At 39.0% G+C, this 17,217-nt stretch carries 14 protein-coding genes and 1 tRNA gene; 13 read left to right on the top strand and 2 right to left on the bottom strand.

Going from position 1 to position 17,217, the window contains the following annotated elements; translation table 11 throughout:
- Positions 1-106 precede the first annotated feature (106 nt).
- Together glgP and HUE98_RS07275 are read left to right on the top strand one after the other, a co-directional pair.
- Positions 107-1,807, top strand: a complete 1,701-nt coding sequence (gene glgP / locus HUE98_RS07270) for an alpha-glucan family phosphorylase (protein ID WP_241423184.1) — start codon at positions 107-109, stop codon at positions 1,805-1,807.
- 552 nt (positions 1,808-2,359) lie between these two features.
- A complete protein-coding gene (locus HUE98_RS07275; RefSeq protein ID WP_241423185.1) occupies positions 2,360-2,989 on the top strand; it encodes a cell wall hydrolase in 630 nt (209 codons plus the stop codon).
- Positions 2,990-3,183: 194 nt separating this feature from the next.
- Here HUE98_RS07275 and HUE98_RS07280 read toward each other — a convergent pair whose 3' ends face one another.
- Entirely contained in the window at positions 3,184-4,230 is a 1,047-nt protein-coding gene (locus tag HUE98_RS07280) for a YheC/YheD family endospore coat-associated protein (RefSeq protein ID WP_241423186.1), read from the bottom strand.
- Positions 4,231-4,830: 600 nt separating this feature from the next.
- Here HUE98_RS07280 and HUE98_RS07285 point away from each other — a divergent pair.
- From HUE98_RS07285 to HUE98_RS07330, 10 genes are all read left to right on the top strand, one after another.
- Positions 4,831-6,537 (top strand): right-handed parallel beta-helix repeat-containing protein, encoded by a 1,707-nt coding sequence (locus HUE98_RS07285; RefSeq protein ID WP_241423187.1) that lies wholly within the window; start codon positions 4,831-4,833, stop codon positions 6,535-6,537.
- Positions 6,538-6,878: 341 nt separating this feature from the next.
- Positions 6,879-7,508 (top strand): hypothetical protein, encoded by a 630-nt coding sequence (locus HUE98_RS07290; protein ID WP_241423188.1) that lies wholly within the window; start codon positions 6,879-6,881, stop codon positions 7,506-7,508.
- Positions 7,509-7,530: 22 nt separating this feature from the next.
- A complete protein-coding gene (locus HUE98_RS07295) occupies positions 7,531-7,809 on the top strand; it encodes an EscU/YscU/HrcU family type III secretion system export apparatus switch protein (protein ID WP_241423189.1) in 279 nt (92 codons plus the stop codon).
- Between the two features lie 188 nt (positions 7,810-7,997).
- Positions 7,998-8,073 (top strand) — tRNA-Ala (locus HUE98_RS07300).
- 828 nt (positions 8,074-8,901) lie between these two features.
- On the top strand, positions 8,902-9,372 hold the full coding sequence (locus tag HUE98_RS07305) for a VOC family protein (protein ID WP_241423190.1): 471 nt from the start codon (positions 8,902-8,904) through the stop codon (positions 9,370-9,372).
- A gap of 176 nt (positions 9,373-9,548) precedes the next feature.
- The gene (locus tag HUE98_RS07310) at positions 9,549-10,370 is read left to right on the top strand and encodes a class I SAM-dependent methyltransferase (protein WP_241423191.1); all 822 of its coding nucleotides are present in this window, start codon (positions 9,549-9,551) and stop codon (positions 10,368-10,370) included.
- 1,085 nt (positions 10,371-11,455) lie between these two features.
- Positions 11,456-14,761, top strand: coding sequence for a PAS domain S-box protein (locus HUE98_RS07315; RefSeq protein ID WP_241423192.1), 3,306 nt, complete (start codon positions 11,456-11,458; stop codon positions 14,759-14,761).
- A 121-nt stretch (positions 14,762-14,882) separates the two neighbouring features.
- Positions 14,883-15,041 (top strand): rubredoxin, encoded by a 159-nt coding sequence (locus tag HUE98_RS07320; protein ID WP_241423193.1) that lies wholly within the window; start codon positions 14,883-14,885, stop codon positions 15,039-15,041.
- A 54-nt stretch (positions 15,042-15,095) separates the two neighbouring features.
- Positions 15,096-16,046, top strand: coding sequence for a P1 family peptidase (locus HUE98_RS07325; RefSeq protein ID WP_241423194.1), 951 nt, complete (start codon positions 15,096-15,098; stop codon positions 16,044-16,046).
- 15 nt (positions 16,047-16,061) lie between these two features.
- Entirely contained in the window at positions 16,062-16,235 is a 174-nt protein-coding gene (locus HUE98_RS07330; RefSeq protein ID WP_241423195.1) for a hypothetical protein, read from the top strand.
- Between the two features lie 32 nt (positions 16,236-16,267).
- On the opposite strand, the gene HUE98_RS07335 is transcribed toward HUE98_RS07330, so the two are convergent.
- Complete coding sequence (locus tag HUE98_RS07335) at positions 16,268-16,435, bottom strand: hypothetical protein (protein ID WP_241423196.1); 168 nt, start codon at positions 16,433-16,435, stop codon at positions 16,268-16,270.
- Between the two features lie 202 nt (positions 16,436-16,637).
- On the opposite strand from HUE98_RS07335, the gene HUE98_RS07340 reads away from it, so the two are divergent.
- Complete coding sequence (locus HUE98_RS07340) at positions 16,638-17,141, top strand: hypothetical protein (RefSeq protein ID WP_241423197.1); 504 nt, start codon at positions 16,638-16,640, stop codon at positions 17,139-17,141.
- Positions 17,142-17,217: the final 76 nt, after the last annotated feature.

Consider the following 17,217-nt stretch of genomic DNA (forward strand, 5'->3'; position numbering starts at 1 on the left):
TAGAGCATGAGAAAAAAGTTGAAGAGACAATTATATTTACCTGTATTTTTGAATAATGTGGCATGAAAATCATAAGAATAATGGAAGGAAGGAAGGATGAACAGATTTGAAGAGAAGTGAAAGAAAAGTTGCTTATTATTCCATGGAAATCGGATTGGAACCCAGCATTCCCACCTACAGTGGCGGATTGGGCGTCCTGGCAGGAGATACCATACGCTCCTTTGCTGATTTGAAAGTGCCTGTAGTAGCTGTAAGTTTGATTAGTGAGAAAGGATATTTTTATCAAAAGCTTAATAATGTTGGGGAACAGACGGAGGAACCGGTGTATTGGAATCCTCAGGATTTGTTGGAATTACTTCCAGAAAAAGTTAGTGTGAACATTGAAGGAAGGGAAGTTTACATACAGGCGTGGCAGTATACTGTGGAGGGTGTTTCCGGTTCTCAAGTTCCTGTACTGTTTCTGGATACCAATATTCCTGAAAATGATCAGGAGGCCCGAACCCTGACCACTTATTTATATGGTGGTGATCTTACTTACCGCCTGGCCCAGGAAATTATTCTGGGAATTGGGGGTTTCAGGATGCTGCAGAAGTTGGGTTACACGGGGATTAAAAAGTATCATATGAATGAAGGACATTCCAGTCTATTAGCTCTGGAAATGTTAAGACAGTTGAAGGAGAAAAGAGAGCACAGTGAAAAAGGCCAGGATTTGTGGGATATTGAGGAAGTAAGAACTCGCTGTGTCTTTACCACTCATACTCCGGTACCTGCAGGTCATGACCAGTTTTCTTATACGATTGTAGAAAAGGTTTTGGGTGAATTTATTCCCTGGGAGGTTTTAAAAAAGTTGGGAGGGCAGGAGTTTTTGAATATGACTCTTCTGGCTTTAAATTTAAGCCGTTACGTAAATGGCGTAGCCCGTAAGCACGGAGAAATATCCCGAAAAATGTTTCCCGGATATCCCATTGATTCCATTACTAATGGAGTTCATGTCTGCAACTGGACCTCTAGTAGTTTTTATCGTCTTTATGAACGTTACATCCAGGGATGGTGCAATGATCCCTTCGCCCTCCGTTATTCCCTGGCCATTCCTAGAGAAGAAATCTGGGAGGCCCACATGGAATCAAAGCGTAAGATGATCGATTTTGTTAATCAGAATACAAACGCTGGAATGAGCTACCATCATCTTACTATCGGTTTTGCTCGAAGATCAACGGCATATAAAAGGGTAGACTTGATTTTCACTGATCTACAAAGGCTGGCTTCTATTTCTAATAAAGTGGGTAAAATACAGTTGGTTTTTGCCGGAAAGGCTCATCCTTCAGATTCCCGGGGGAAAGAATTGATAAAAAAAGTATTCCAACATGCCCGGGAGCTGAAAGATTCTATTAAAATTGCTTACCTGGAAAACTATAATATTCGAACAGCGAAGTTTTTAACGTCAGGGGTAGACCTGTGGTTAAATACACCCAAAAGGCCCATGGAGGCCTCTGGAACTTCAGGTATGAAGGTGGTTATGAACGGGATTCCTAATTTCAGCATTTTAGACGGTTGGTGGTTGGAGGGGCATATTGAAGGGATTACAGGATGGTCTATTGGTTCCAGGGGGATAGAAAACCAGGGGGATCAAGACGAAAGAGATGCCCGGGAACTTTATGAGAAACTAGAAGAGGTGATTGTACCTCAATTCTACTATGAGAGAGAAAAGTGGATTGATGTGATGCGCCACTCCATCGCGGTAAATGGTTCTTTCTTTAATACCCACCGGATGGTGTATGAATATACAGTTAATGCTTATTTTCTTTAAACTGATTCTTATATAATTATAGTAAACTTCGTAAACCCTATCTGTTAAGATGGGGTTCTTATTTTTTATTACTCTTTTTTTTAGGGTATAAGACTCCCACCTTTAAGCGTTAGCATAGGTGGGGCTTTTAATCAAATGGAATAGAGCCTCCATCTGATTCCCAGATGTGTGTGTTTTTTTTTTTTTTTTTTTGAGCTTGCTGAAACGAGTTCACTATCATAGAGATAGGATGTCAGCAAATTAGGAAAAAAAACAAGCCATGGTATTAACAGGGAATAAATTGCGTTGATTGACAATTGCCAGCATATATCTATTTCTACATACTATTACTAACCATTTTTATACTTAATTGTCTATAAGCTATTGATATAATGATATTCTCCCTCTCTTTGTGTGTATGCTTGTTTGAATAAAAACCTTTTAACATGTATAATTCAACCTGCAGGCAAGGAAAAGAGGGAAAAAAGGGGAAAACAGGAGGGGTGAAACCTTTTGGCAGCGCCCCTTAAGTCCTAATCCAGCAACTAACTCCGAAGGCAGGGGGAATTAAAAATGTTAAAAAATATAATTTATAAAAGAGTTTTAATTATATTAATTTGTGTGATAATGATGTCAGGTGGAACAATGGAAGCAGCGACTGTTGGGACTGTTTCAGGAAACCAGGAAGATCGGGAGGAAATATTATTAAATTTAAGCCAATTAGGCATTAATCCCAGTCTCAGATATATGCATAAAAGAGAAAATATAATAGAAAAAATGGATAAAGAGAATCATCAAAAATCAAATAAGACGAAGAAGGAAGAAGATACTGCTGGTTATTGCAGGGAGCATATAGACTTATTAGAACGACTGGTATATGCTGAAGCCAAAGGTGAAAACTATACCGGCAAGGTGGCAGTGGCCGCAACGGTATTGAACCGTGTAGAGAATGCTGATTATCCTGATAGTATTCCAGAGGTAATTTATGAATACAATCAGGGGTATCAATACTGTCCTGTAAGAAATGGAGAAATTAATCGTGCTGCCGACGAAATAACTAAAGAAGCGGTAAAGGAGGCTCTGCGGGGGAGAGATCCTGCCCAGGGAGCCATATCCTTTTACAACCCATCTAAGTCCTTAAACCAATGGATTCGAAGCAGGCCATATGTTACTACTATTGGAAACCACGTTTTTGTAAGGTAAACGTAACTACTCAGGTCAAAAGGTTTAGTCACTATCGCTATACCTGAGTAGTTACAAGTAAACATTAAAAAAAGTCAGTTAAGATAAAGGTTATCTTATACACTTGTTCAACAGGCCCCTTATGTTAAAAGGGCCTGTTTTTTTTTTGCATAGAAAAAGAAGATTCAATATTTATAAAGTCACTTTTTTCGTAATTATATCAAGATTTGAGAAAGATAATAAGCATATTCCATCGGTCTGCGATAAATTAGCTGCTTATCTTTAAAGTTTTTAATATCTTTGTAGATGCTTTTTTGGGGCTTTCCGTTAATTTCAGTAATCCATAGCTTCCCATCTTCATCTATTATAAAGTCTACACTTAATTCTCCCAAAGGACCCATATGAGTATCTAATACTTTTGCGGCGTTTTTACTTATTTTGTTCAGTGATCGGAGAATCTTGCTCTTCTCTGTGTTTTTAGGAATTAAGTTTGGAATAAGTTTTTCAGCCTCATAAATGGTTTCATATATACTGGTGTTAAAGAAATGTTCGTAGGCTATTTTTATAGTCTTGGTGGAAATCGCCCATTTTCCCAAAATATCTTTTTGAACGAGTACCCGAATATCACAATATTGATTATCGATTTGCCTGGATCGAATCCCTTTTTGCACAATAAACTTTTTCCCTTGGAGAAGTTTGCGTAATATTTTTTGAACATCTTCATTTTTTCTACAGATATATCTTGGGGCCGTGCTGTGCGAAGATATATGAATGTCCCCATTATCCGTTAGTTCTACCCGGTACACTCTCTTTCCCTTATTTCCATAAAAAGGCTTAATGTATACCAGTTTATATTTCTTCAATAGTTCTGATACGTTCACTTCATCATATATAAATGTATCTGGTAAATGGCGTTTAAGTTTAGACTGGTTTAACAGGTTATAGACATGCCATTTATTAAAAAAATTTATAACGTTGAAACACTTGTTCCAACCAATTATGTTTTCAAGGCGCTTAATTTTTTTTATTCTTTTGTTGTAACACCGGTTGTAAACGGCTTGAGGAAAAGGCAATATGCTTTCTTTACATTTGTTCCCAACCAGATGAAGCCCTATAATGCCTTGTTCCTTCCATAGAATATCTGAGGAAGTAAAAGAGAAAAGTTTCAGGTTTAAACCGTGATAACGCCCATAAAGCTTCAAAATTCTTTTTCTATATTTTCTTTTACTTACATGAATACCTATTAATGGGCAATCATTCATATTGATTCACTCCCTGGACAGTCTGTCTGAATAACCAAAAAAAAGAAGCTTAAAAATCGGTATAAACCAAGCAATTATTCGGGCCTGGTGGTCCCGGAGGGCACAGTTTACATTTTCCCATATTTATATCTCCTTTTTTGCAAAATTCAATTCAACTCAATCACAGTATATGCAAAATATATAAAAATGTGAGCAAATACCTCTACATTGTCTGAAAAAAAGAGATAAAGACCGAAGCGATAAAGTAGATATCAAACCACATAAAAACGGCAAACGGGATTGAATTTGAAGGAACAAATAGCTGCTTTGCCTGCATATTATAATACAGCAGTTTTTCTGCAAGAAAGAATGCGTATTGTACAGGGGAAAAAAGGTGGATGAAAACATGAGAAAAAATGTGTTATTTGTGCAGAAGAATTTGATATTTGTGATAAAGATATCCTTGGAGAGAAAAAAGGAAACCTGTATGTCTGAATTGTAAAAGGGAAGAGGATGGTGTAAGGGATGACAAAATTATGATTACTGCTGAATATCACATATTTATAGAATATTGAATATATTAAATTTGAATTGAGTTTATTGTAATAAGGAGATGATAACATGGGTAAAATTCCAGGACCACCAGGACCACCAGGACCACCAGGACCACCAGGACCGACAGCTATTACAGACTATGCCTATATATTCAATCAAACGGATCAAGTTGTTGAACCGGGTGAAAACATAAACTTTGATTCTAATGGGATTATCTTAGGAAGTATCGGTCATCTTGTTGGAGAGGAAAATATCTTTCTCTCTACGCCAGGAGACTATATGGTTACCTTTTCTGTAACAGGAGCGGACGTTAATCAATTTGCTCTTTTTTTAGACGATACCCTTGTCCCTGGCACCATTTATGGCTCTGGAGATACTGATCAGCAAAATACTGGTCAGGTCATCATTTCCATTTCCAATCCCAATCCTTCTGTTTTGAACCTTCGTAATCATACATCGGAAACCAGGGTTGCTCTGCAGTCTGCACAAGGAGGAAGTGAGACCAATGTGACCGCTGCAATCTATATACAAAGATTGAATGAAAGAACCAGTATTAATGTAAGCACATCTTTAGAACTTTTAGCAGCACTGCAGGATCCGGATATCAGTATAATTAACCTGGAACCGGGCTCCTATGATTTAAGTGGTGATTCTGCCGTGATGAGAACAACAGCGGTCCTTCTTCAATCAATCGCTCCCGGAGCGGAGATTCACTTTGCCGTGGATCAAGATTTAACTTTTATTACCATCGGAAGCAATGTTACTCTTAATGTTAATACGATTTATAATGCAACACAGTTAATGTTCTTTCCAACTATTGACGATGCCCTGGCAGCCGCTGATCCCTTTGATGAAATTCTATTATTTCCCGAAACGTATATTCAGGCGACACAAATACAAATCACTCAGCCACTAACCCTGCGCGGCTTTTCTGCTAGCAGTACCATCATTGAATTTGACTCTTCTCTTGTTGTCAGTTTGAGAATTGCTTCCGATAATGTGACCATCGAGAATCTTCATTTAATTGGTCCTACCATGCCGGCAGGTGATAACTGGCTTTTTGAAATTGCATTAAAAGCATTCCCTTCTGATTTTTACGATAACATTACCATCAGCAGCTGTATTGTTGAAGGAGGACGGAGAAACGCCTTTATATATGTTTCAAACCTGTCAATTGTGGGCTGTACATTTATACACACCGGTAACCGAAATTCATTGAATATAGTTGCAACGCAGGGATATACCTTGATTGCCCGCAATACATTTCAAGGTGGTGCCAGCAGTTTGGCATCCATCACTTATGAAACAGGCGGCAATGAAATAACCAGCGGCACCATTATTATTCGCGATAACATTATGAACCGACATTCGCAATTTGTTTTGTTTAACACAGCGCTTTGGGGAGATATTGACCAGCTACTGGTCAAAGGCAATCAAATTGATCATCAAGATCGCAGCGGTAGTTCTGTCATCTTTCTACCTTTCGCAGACTTTAATCAATTTGACACAATCTTCATTGAAAATAATGGCATCGTTAATCCCAACATTAATCGTTTGGCTGTTCTTTTGGATTATCGGTTTGGAGCACCCACCGGGGTCCCCAATTTTGAACAAATCAAAGTTTTTTTAAATTCCTTTAATATTGCAGAACCGTGGGGAGGCCCTGGGTTTACGGTAGACCCCAATTATCCCATAGGTTTTAGCGATGTTGGTGCACCTCCTGGATTGACTCTGGATGTATTTGAAGTGGTTGGTAATACGGTAATTTTTTAGCGCAAATAATTAATATTCTGATCCTACCCGAAAAAAGAATACTCTTGTTATCCTGGGGACAAGGTGGTTAACAGCATGAGAAAAGAAGGTGTTATTTGCGTAGAAGAATTTGATATTTTGGATGATGATATTTTTGAAGGAAAAACCAGGTGGGGGCTTTTAATACTAGTGAAGCTTTAATTAGCTTTGTAACCGAATTTATCATTGAAAACCGTTATGATATTACCATTCGGGAAAATAATTAAGGGTATCTTAAGTTTTAATGGTATTTGACGATAGTATCTGTATATATAAAAATTTTGTTTTTTAAAAAAAGAAAAAGAGATAAGAGGGGATGCCATTTGGATGCGGTAAGCTCCATAGCTTCATTTATTAAAAATATTATCGGGACTAATTTGCAAACTGATTCTACTCAGATAATACCACACCTCTTTTCTGCTAAAGTGAGTAAAGTGGAAGGGGACCAGGTTTTGCTTAAATGGAATAATCAGTTTATTTCGGCCAGGCTTGAAACAACAGCAAAAATAGGGGAGACTTTGCTTCTGCAATTTAATGGAGAAAACGATGGCCAGCAGTTATATAAAGTGCTGGCCCGTTCAGAACAGGGACAGCAGGATAATTATATGGGATGGCAATTACTTTTATACCCCGAAGATAAAAACCACCCAACTCTATTTACAGTAAGGCACTACAAGAATAAAGCAGGAGGTCTAAAGGATCCCTGCATGGATATCGTCTTTCCCACCTCAAGTCTTGGATTTGTGGGTATTCGGTTCTTTTCTTTCAGGAAACCTTTCCCCTGCTGTTTTTTAGTTGAAAAAGAAGAATGTGGAGAATTACTTCAAAGCACAGCAGCAGTATGGTTTTCAGGATTTGACAAGAATGAATTTCCGGTAACTTTTCAACAGTTCCAGGTTATAAACACCAATGAGTACCTGCGGGGTAGTTCGTTTTTAAACCAAAAAGCGTAAAAATGAGAGGAAGGTTTTTCCCTTGGAGAAAAAAAAGTTAAAAAAAGCTGTAGCTCTTACGTACATTAAAGATAAACCTTCAGCTCCGGTAATAACTGCTATTGGGAAAGGACATATGGCTGAAAAAATAATAGAACTGGCCAAGCAGCACAAGGTGCCTTTAGAAAAAAATCCATTCCTGGCTGAAAGCCTTTCCAAACTAAATGTTGGAGAAGAAATACCCCCTGACCTTTATGAAGCCGTCGCTCAACTTCTAGCATTTGTAATGCACCTGGATGATTTAATGGGGAAACAAGAATAGAATAAGTAATTATTAAACAGCTGTTAAACGAAATGTTGACTGATCAAAGTAACTGTAACCCCTTTCCCTTAGCCTGGGTGCACTTACTATGTCAATTGAGTTTTTTACTTCACAAGAACTGAAAACCTGTTTAAAGAGGTTGATTTTATAATCTAAATATGTTATATTACCTATTGTAGCAACTGTGTGGGGGTATAGCTCAGCTGGGAGAGCGCTTGACTGGCAGTCAAGAGGTCAGGAGTTCGAGCCTCCTTATCTCCACCATTATTTTTAAAATTGTTATAAAAGCAAGGGGAATATTCTCCTTGCTTTTATGTATTGAATAAGTAACAGTATAAGCAACTTTACGCCAAAGTTAAGATAAAAATTGGGTCAATATCAATATTATACTATTAATTGCTAAATTCATTTCCCACCATGAATTTACAGTTATTTGTAATTATATCAGTAATATGTATTATATAGGGGGGTGTTATGGATCTGTTGTCCTGGCGGTCTTCCTGTCTGTTGAGAAATAGATATATGTCAATCAGGGACCGGGCTACAGGGTTAAAATAAGCTCTGCTAGTAAAGGAGGAGGTAAATCATATATGCGTAAACTAACTTACTTGGCTATATTCGAGCTAATTGAAACTGGTTATAGTGTACAACGTAGGGCACAACCCATTTCAGGCTATCTTTGCTGTCAATAGAAGTTGTTGTTATCGGGAGGACTTTTCCTGCATATTTGTCAAGGAGCATAATAATCAATTTCAAACGATTCATGTGCTGGACTTGTTCCACAGCACGCATCGGTTGGAAAGTAATCAATACGATAATGTTTACCGGATATTGCTTTCACAAGCGGGTTTTACCAACATTCAGGTTTATGGGGATTATGATATGAGCGCATATAGCAAAACAGTTGGCGTCTAATTGTTGTTGCTGAAACTGCTGCATAATCAGCCGGTTTACACCACATATAGGGTTTTCAGTTATGAGCATAATATCAAGTTCAATTGACCGTGCTAACTTCAAATTAGGCTAATAATTGGGGCCTGAACAAATACAAGTGACTTTTTTGTTTATAACAAGAATGAGAGGGATATTTGGATGAAATATGTGTGTACATTGATTGTGGTGAAGAATATAGAGCAATCAAAGAAGTTTTATCGTGATTTATTAGAACAGGAGGTCATCGAAGATTTAGGCGCTAATGTTACATTGACTGGAGGCTTTTCATTACAGGAAGCTGAAAGCTGGCAAGGGTTTATAAATAAGGAAGAGAACGAAGTTTCATATGGAAACAATGATGCGGAATTGTATTTTGAAGAAGATGACATAGACAATTTTATGACTAAGTTGAACAGCGTTGAAGTTGAATATGTTCATCCTCTTAAAGAACATTCGTGGGGTCAGCGCGTCGTGCGCTTCTATGACTTAGATAAACACATTATTGAAGTTGGAGAAAACATGCCAGTTGTTGTTAAAAGATTTATTGATAGTGGACTGACAGTTGAACAAACTGCCGAACGTATGGATGTTCCTGTAGATTATGTGAAATCATTATTGTGTAGAAGATGAGAATAATAACAAGTTCGATTGACCGTGCCGGACTTCAGATTTGGCTAATAATGGTCAGTTTCAGAAGCTAGCGATTATAGCAATAATGGGCAGTAATAACCTGACTTGCCTATATTTACTATATTTAAAATTATCATGGCAAATGTTCTTTAACCGTATAGAGGGAGGAAGTATTGATGCGTATTCCTGATGAACTAAGCCTGTACCGAAGGAGTGAAGATTTTATCTGGACCGACGAGCATATTTCGAAGGGTATGCTGGCAGCCCATCTAGATTTTACCAGTGATGCCGCCAGCAGGAATATCAGGACAATTGATCGGACCGTTGAGTGGATTTCCCAAAAAATCCCTCATGGAGGCCGGGTTCTGGATTTGGGATGCGGACCGGGGCTTTATGCTTCCAGGCTGGGCAAAAAAGGATACGATGTAACGGGAATTGATATATCCAAGAGGTCTGTTGCCTATGCCAGGGAGAAGGCTTTGGAAGAAAACATCCGGATCGATTACCGCTGGGCTGACTACCTGAGGGATGACATAGGCACAGGGTATGATGGAGTTCTATGCATCTATTGTGATTTTGGTGCCCTTCTTCCTGCAGAGTTGGAGATTCTTTTACATAAAGTCAGGGATGCCTTGAAACGGGAAGGAACTTTTATCTTCGACGTTTTTAAGCCTGAGATTTGCTTGGAGCTGAAGGAGAAAAAAACCTGGCAATCCTCTCCCGGGAGGGGGTTTTGGAGCGGTAAGCCCCACATCCTTCTGGAGGAGGTGAGACACTTCCCCGACCAAAAAGCCTGGGGCACTCGAAACGTCGTGATGGAAGAAGGGAAAGAGGCCAGGGAATTCATTATTTGGGACCACTATTTCACGGAAGCTGAAATAAAGGAACTGCTGTTGTCATATGGCCTGGGGGTAGCCTCTTTCAATACGAGGCTGGTTTCTAATAACACCTTCACCAGCAGCCAGGTAATGTTCGTGGAAGCAAATAAAGAAGGATAAAGAGCAAGGTTTAGATTTTTTCCCGAGACCTAACATCGGATACGACATTGCTCACGGCTCAGAAAATCCTATCGGTTCGCCTTGCTTTTAGCACATTATCAAAATACTACCTACCATAAATCAATATACACGTTAGGCTAATAACTGGCGTGCGACAAGAAGCGGCTTCTTCTTGAAAGGTTAGTGCAGATAACAGTCCGATGTCCCAGTAGTAGGGATATTCCCATCCGAAACTGCGTCCGGGGTAACCTGGGGGTGGGTTGCATGAGGAAAAGCCCAACTGACTGCCTAGTATCCATGGCAAACAGGGGCAAGGGAAAGGGTGGTATGGTTTACGATTAAGCATCGTCATTAGCAGCAATGGTTGGGATATACTTGCCATTGTATTGCAGATTAGAAAACGCAACTGCCTGTGTGTGTATGTTACTACCTACATATCTGCCGGTGTATTGAATGAACCTAACCCATCCGTATCTAACAGAAGCTGAACTTGGTAAGTCCTATGGAGTCCATTTATTTGGTAGGTCAACCGCAAGGAAGATACAATCTCCAGAGGATAACGGAGCGTTGGAAAAAGCAAATGTCGCCAGGGTGCAAACCCACAGGAACAAGAAATAACTGGGCGAATAGTGTTGGATAACAGACCTGAAAGGGTGCTGACTTCCAACCGGTAATCAACACGGTATAAAACGAAAAAAACTGAAATTAAAGGGACCCTTTTATATATAGAGGGGCCCTTTTTTAGTGCGTCCTGGGATGAAGGACGTTCGTCAGTGAAAAGTTCTATATGGTAGGAAGTACAACGGTTAGTCAAGAGCATGGTGCCCGACATATATCGAAACGTACGTCCGATAAATGTTCCAAAGGTGGGGTGAGAGGTCGTTGGGAAAAAATAATTATTCAACTTTTACTATATTTGCTATAAAGACATTTTTTTTTGGAGTATGGATCTATACCAAAAGAAAAATTGTCATTTATAACGTAATAGAAATAGAGGGATATGTTGGTAAGTGTTGAAATATAAAAATATTTAGACTTTTGTGCAAAAAAATATTATTTATTTCTTTTTTTACTGGAGGGATCTTATGTGCCAAGAGAGTAGAATATATCGCTCATTGGTTGAAAATATGTTGGATGCTTTTGCTTATTTTAAAGAAATTTTAGATGATGAAGAAAATCCAGTTGATTTTGAATTTATAGAGATTAACACCGCTTTTGAAAAAATGACCAATTTAAAAAAGGAAAATATTCTCGGTAAAAAGGTTACTGAAGTGTTACCAGGAATTTTGGATTGCAATTTTAATTGGTTAGGTGAATATAAATATGAGAATGTGAATTATACCAGAGAAAGCACCAGGTTTGAGGAATGCTCCGAATATCTAAATCGTTGGTATAAAGTAATTAATTATTCTGATAAGCCCGGTTATTTTATTGCAGTTTTTTATGACATCACGGATCATAAAAAGGCCGAAAAAAAGGTGCAGGAGAGTGAGCAATTTCTGCAGCAAATAATAGATAATATGTTTGACCTGGTTTCATTAACTGATATGAAAGGCAATTTCAAATTCCTTGGAAAATCACATAAAATATTGGGCTATGATATTAACTCTTTAATTGGAAGGAACGTATTAGATTTTGTCCATCCTGATGATTTATCAAAAGTATCATCTGCGTTTAAGGCTTTTTTAGCCAACCAACAGTGGCAAGACTCTGGAAAAGTTGAATATAGATACCTATGTGCTGATAGTAATTATCTCTGGCTTGAGACTATTGGGAAAATTATTCTAGACGAAAAAGGGAATCCAAAGGAAATATTGTTCAGTACAAGAGATGTTACCCAGCGAAAGCAGGTAGAAAAATCATTACAGCAAAGTGAGGCCTTTATTAAATCCGTAATGGATAACCTTCCTATTGGCATAGCTGTAAACTCTGTTGATCCAACTGTGAAATTTGAGTATATGAATGATAATTTTATCAAGTATTACCGTACTACTAGGGAGGCCCTTACCAACTCCGACAGTTTTTGGGACGAGGTTTACGAGGATGCTGAATTTAGGAAAAAACTTAAGAAGAGGGTATTGGATGATTGTTCAACAGGTGACCCGAAGCGAATGCGTTGGGAGAATATTCAGGTTGCCCGGAAGGGGCAAGAAGATTTTTATATTACGGCAATGAATATACCAATTCCTGATAAACCATTAATGATATCAACAGTTTGGGATGTCACCCAGCGCAAACTGTATGAGGAAGAGCTGCAGAAAAGTGAACAGAACCTTTCTATAACCCTTCAATCCATTGGTGACGGGGTTATTGCCACGGATTCAAATGAATACATAACCCGTATGAACAAACAGGCCGAAAAGCTTACGGGTTGGACCTGTGAAGAGGCCCAGGGTAGGCCGTTAATAGAAATTTTTAATATTATAAGAGAGAAAACCGGAGAGGCCTTAGTTAATCCGGTTAATTCCGTGATTAAAACTGGTAATATTGAAAGCCTGGCCAATGATACAATTTTAATTGCCAAAGATGGTACCCGGCGTCAAATAGCCGACAGCGCTGCTCCCATTCGTGATAGTGGGGGGACTGTGATTGGCGCAGTTATGGTTTTTTCTGATGTAACAGAGAAGTACAAGGCCCGGCAGGAACTAAGGGAAAGTGAAGAAAGGTTTAGAAGCTTTGTGGAAAATGCCAGTGATATTATTTATACTTTAAGGGAAGATGGAACCTTTACCTATGTGTCTCCAAACTGGAAGTATTTATTAGGTCACGATGTTAGTGAAATAGAGGGACAACCGTTTACTTCTTTTGTGCCGGAAGAAGATGCAGAGCTCTGTTTCCAGTTTCTAAGGAAGGTGCTAAAAGAAGGTCAGCTAACTGAAAGTGTCGAATACAGAGTTCGTAATAAAGCTGGGAATTTGAGATGGCATTCTTCTAAAGGTTCTACCATAGAAAAAGACGGTGAATTCATTTTTATAGGTGTTGCTCGTGATATCACTGAACAAAAGCAGGTAGAAGAGGCGCTAATGCTTGAAAGAAGAAGGTTTTCCATGCTTCTTGAAACTTTTCCCGGTTATATTTATCTTCAATCTCCGGATTATACTGTGCGTTACGCTAATCAATATTTTATACAACATTTTGGTGACCCCAAAGACCGATTTTGTTACGAGATTTTTTTTGGCCGCAGTCAACCCTGCGAGGTATGTCATACATTCAAGGTTTTTGCAACAAAAGCACCCCATATTCGGGAATGGTGTCATACGCCCCTTGGCCGAACTTATGTTATTTATGATTATCCTTTTATTGACAGTGATGGTGCGGAATTAGTGCTGGAAATAGGCCTGGACATCACTGAGCACAAGCAATCAGAAGAAAAAATTCGCTACACCAGTCTTCATGACAGTCTTACAGGGCTTTATAACCGAAGTTATCTGGAGCAGGAGATGCAGAGCCTGGATACAGAAAGACAGCTGCCTATTAGTATTATAATGGCTGATTTAAATGGCTTAAAGCTGATAAATGACACATACGGTCATAGTGTAGGTGATGAGATGCTAAGGCATACTGCAGAGATATTGAAAAAAACCTGCAGGAAAGAAGATGTAATCTCCCGATGGAGCGGTGATGAGTTTGTTGTCCTTTTGCCCAAAACTAACATTATAGAGTCACAAGTTATTTGTAAAAGGATTGTGGATGAGTGCAGAATTACTGATGTAAAGACTATTCCTCTTTCTATGGCGTTAGGAACTGCCAGCAAAAATAGTTTGGGAAAAGATCTTACTGATGTTTTAAAAGAGGCCGAAAATAACATGTATAAACATAAGCTGTCCGAAAGCCGCAGTACTAAGAGTGCGGTTTTAAATGCTTTGCTAAAAACCCTAGAAGAAAAAAGCTATGAAACAGAAGGACATGTCCAGCGAATGCAGCAAATAGCTATGAAAGTAGGAGAAAAAATAAATCTGCCGGAAACAGAGTTAGATCGGTTAACTCTCTTAGTATATCTTCACGACATAGGAAAAATTACTGTGCCAGAGGAGGTATTAACGAAAAAGGAAAGGTTAACCAAAAAAGACTGGGAGCATATTAAAAAGCACCCGGAATCAGGTTATCGGATTGCCCGATCTATGGAAGAATTTGCACATATAGCCGAGGATATTCTTCGACATCATGAACGCTGGGATGGATTAGGATATCCCGAAGGACTAAAAGAAAAGGAAATACCCTTATTGGCACGTATTTTAGCAATTGTGGATGCGTACGAGGTAATGATCAATGGAAGGCCTTACAAGGCACCTTTATTGAAAAATCAAGTAGTTGATGAGCTAAAAAGGTGCGCTGGAACCCAGTTTGATCCTGAATTGGTGAAGGTTTTTCTCAGTATTATTGAAGCTTAAATTCTTTATATGAAATAGAGAACAGATAAATTTGATATTCGTTCTAGGAGATTTAAGTAGTTCAATTTTGTAAATAGTATTATAATGATAGAAAAATACAGATAAAAGGTGGTATCTGCTTATGCAAAAATATATTTGTATGGTCTGCAGTTATATTTATGATCCAGAAATAGCTGATCCGGACCGGGGAGTAGACCCAATTACAATTTTTGATGACCTTCCGGAAGAATGGTGCTGCCCTATATGTGGAGCTGAACATTTTGATTTTCAAGAGTTGTAGTAGAAGAAGAAATAGAAGAAAGCTTATTTTAATTTTCAGGGGGTTAATGCAGTAATGTCTGGTGGTTTAACGGAAATACCCGGAATTAAAGTTGGTGTATGTCACGACAGGGATGCTGCCACCGGCGTGACAGTTATTTTAGTGGAAGAAGGCGCTGGCGCCGGAGTGGAGGTCAGGGGATCGGCACCTGGAACCAGAGAAACGGATCTGCTTCAGCCGGGGAGATTGGTGGAGGAAGTACAGGCGTTGGTCTTGGCCGGAGGCAGTATTTATGGTTTAGACGCTGCTTCTGGAGTTGTCCGTTACCTGGAAGAGGGAGGATTCGGTTATTCTATCAGTCCATTAAAAATACCAATTGTCCCAGCAGCCATCCTTTTTGATCTTTTTATCGGAAGCAGTAGTGTTCGTCCTGATGCTCAAATGGGTTATCAGGCCTGTCTAAATGCTTCCTCTGGACCGGTTCCCGAGGGGTCGGTGGGAGCGGGAACCGGAGCTACTGTGGGTAAATTTTATGGACCTCTGCAGGCAGTAAAATCTGGACAGGGTTCTGCCTCCCGTCATCGGGGTAAGGTAGTGACGGCCGCTCTGGTAGTGGTAAATGCCTTGGGGGATGTTTATGACAGCAGTGGCCTACTGCTGGCCGGACCTCGCAACCCGGAAACAGGAGTGATGGAGAAAACGATTGATCTGTTTTTTGGTGGAAATCCCCAGGGCTTTTCTGGTAATACTACCCTGGGAGTAGTGGCAACTAATGCTAAATTGTCCAAAGAGGCCCTGGGAAAAGTTGCACAAATGGCTCATGATGGATTGGCCAGGTCAATTTGGCCGGTTCATACCATGTGGGATGGCGATACAATTTTTAGTCTTTCAGCAGGGGAAGAAGAAGCAGACCCAAACCTTGTGGGTATTATGGCTGCAGAAGCGTTGGCAGAAGCTTCTGCCAGAGCGGTGTTGAAAGCCCAGTCATTAGCAGGTATACCTTGTCGGGCAGAATTGTTAAAATAAAGGAGTAATCCTAATATGGATTCGCATAAGGATACTATTAAATTTCTAGGCACCGGAGGAGCCCGTTTTGTGTTAAAGAATAAACCCTGGAAACTGGCAGAACAGTTATCTTTAGAAACGGGAGTGCAGGTAATTGCTGCCCATGATGGAATGACTTTAAATATCCATGACTACTTAAAAACAAGGTAGCACCTTAAGCGGTGCTACCTGGGAGATTATTATTAATGGCGAAGCTTTTGCCTCAGCATATCCGCGCCGCCCAACACTATGTGGGCCAGGCCGAAACCGACTACTCCAGCCTTAGTTTTTCCACGAAGCAGGGTTGCTCCGATACCCGTAACCAGCAAACCTAAGCCACCTACCAGCATACTGGTATTGTTTCTTTTCAAAGAAAACACCTCCCATAATAGTTTTGCCCGGCAGATTAAAAATAAACCGGTAGTTTATAGTAAATATGACTAATATATGTATTGGTCTTTTGGCAACTGTTAAAAAATAAAAAAGTAAAAGTGACATTAAAATATAAGTTAGTATAAAAAAAAGCTTTTTAGGCTATCTTTTTATTATAAAAACAAAAAATGAGGTGTTTTTTTGCTGGCAGTAAGAGTAAATATGACAAAAGAAATGTTAAATGACTCTAAGTTTTTCCTTAAGATGGCCAGAAAGTCCCCGGAAGACCGGGAGATGAGCAGGCGATATCTAAGAGCCTCTCTTCTGTACGTATGTATAGCGGTTGAGGGTTATGTAAATAACTTCATCCTTGATTATGTAGAAAAGAATAAGGATTCTTTGGAAAAGGATATAGAAAAATACTTAACATCTGAAATATCCATTCACACAAAATTGACGGTTGGTTTGAAAATTATTACCGGAGACAGCTTAAAAAATAAAAAAGAGCCATATAGAACTTTTAAAGAAATGAACTACATGCGAAACAAGATTGTTCATTACAGCAGTGATGAGCAGGGGGAAGAAGTTTATGAGCAGCTTACCCTGGAAACAGTAGAAAAAGCTATAAAAAATGCCAAGGACATGATAATAGGGATTCATCAATTGGAGGGTAGTGACTATCCATTGTGGGTTCGAGAGATTTAAAATATTATTTAAAATCTAATCCTCTTAATCTTTAAGCAGGATTTAAAAACCTGCTGTAGAAATAATATGGAAATAT

The sequence above is a fragment of the Candidatus Contubernalis alkalaceticus genome (assembly GCF_022558445.1).
In the GTDB taxonomy this organism is placed as follows: Bacteria; Bacillota; Dethiobacteria; order SKNC01; family SKNC01; genus Contubernalis; species Contubernalis alkaliaceticus.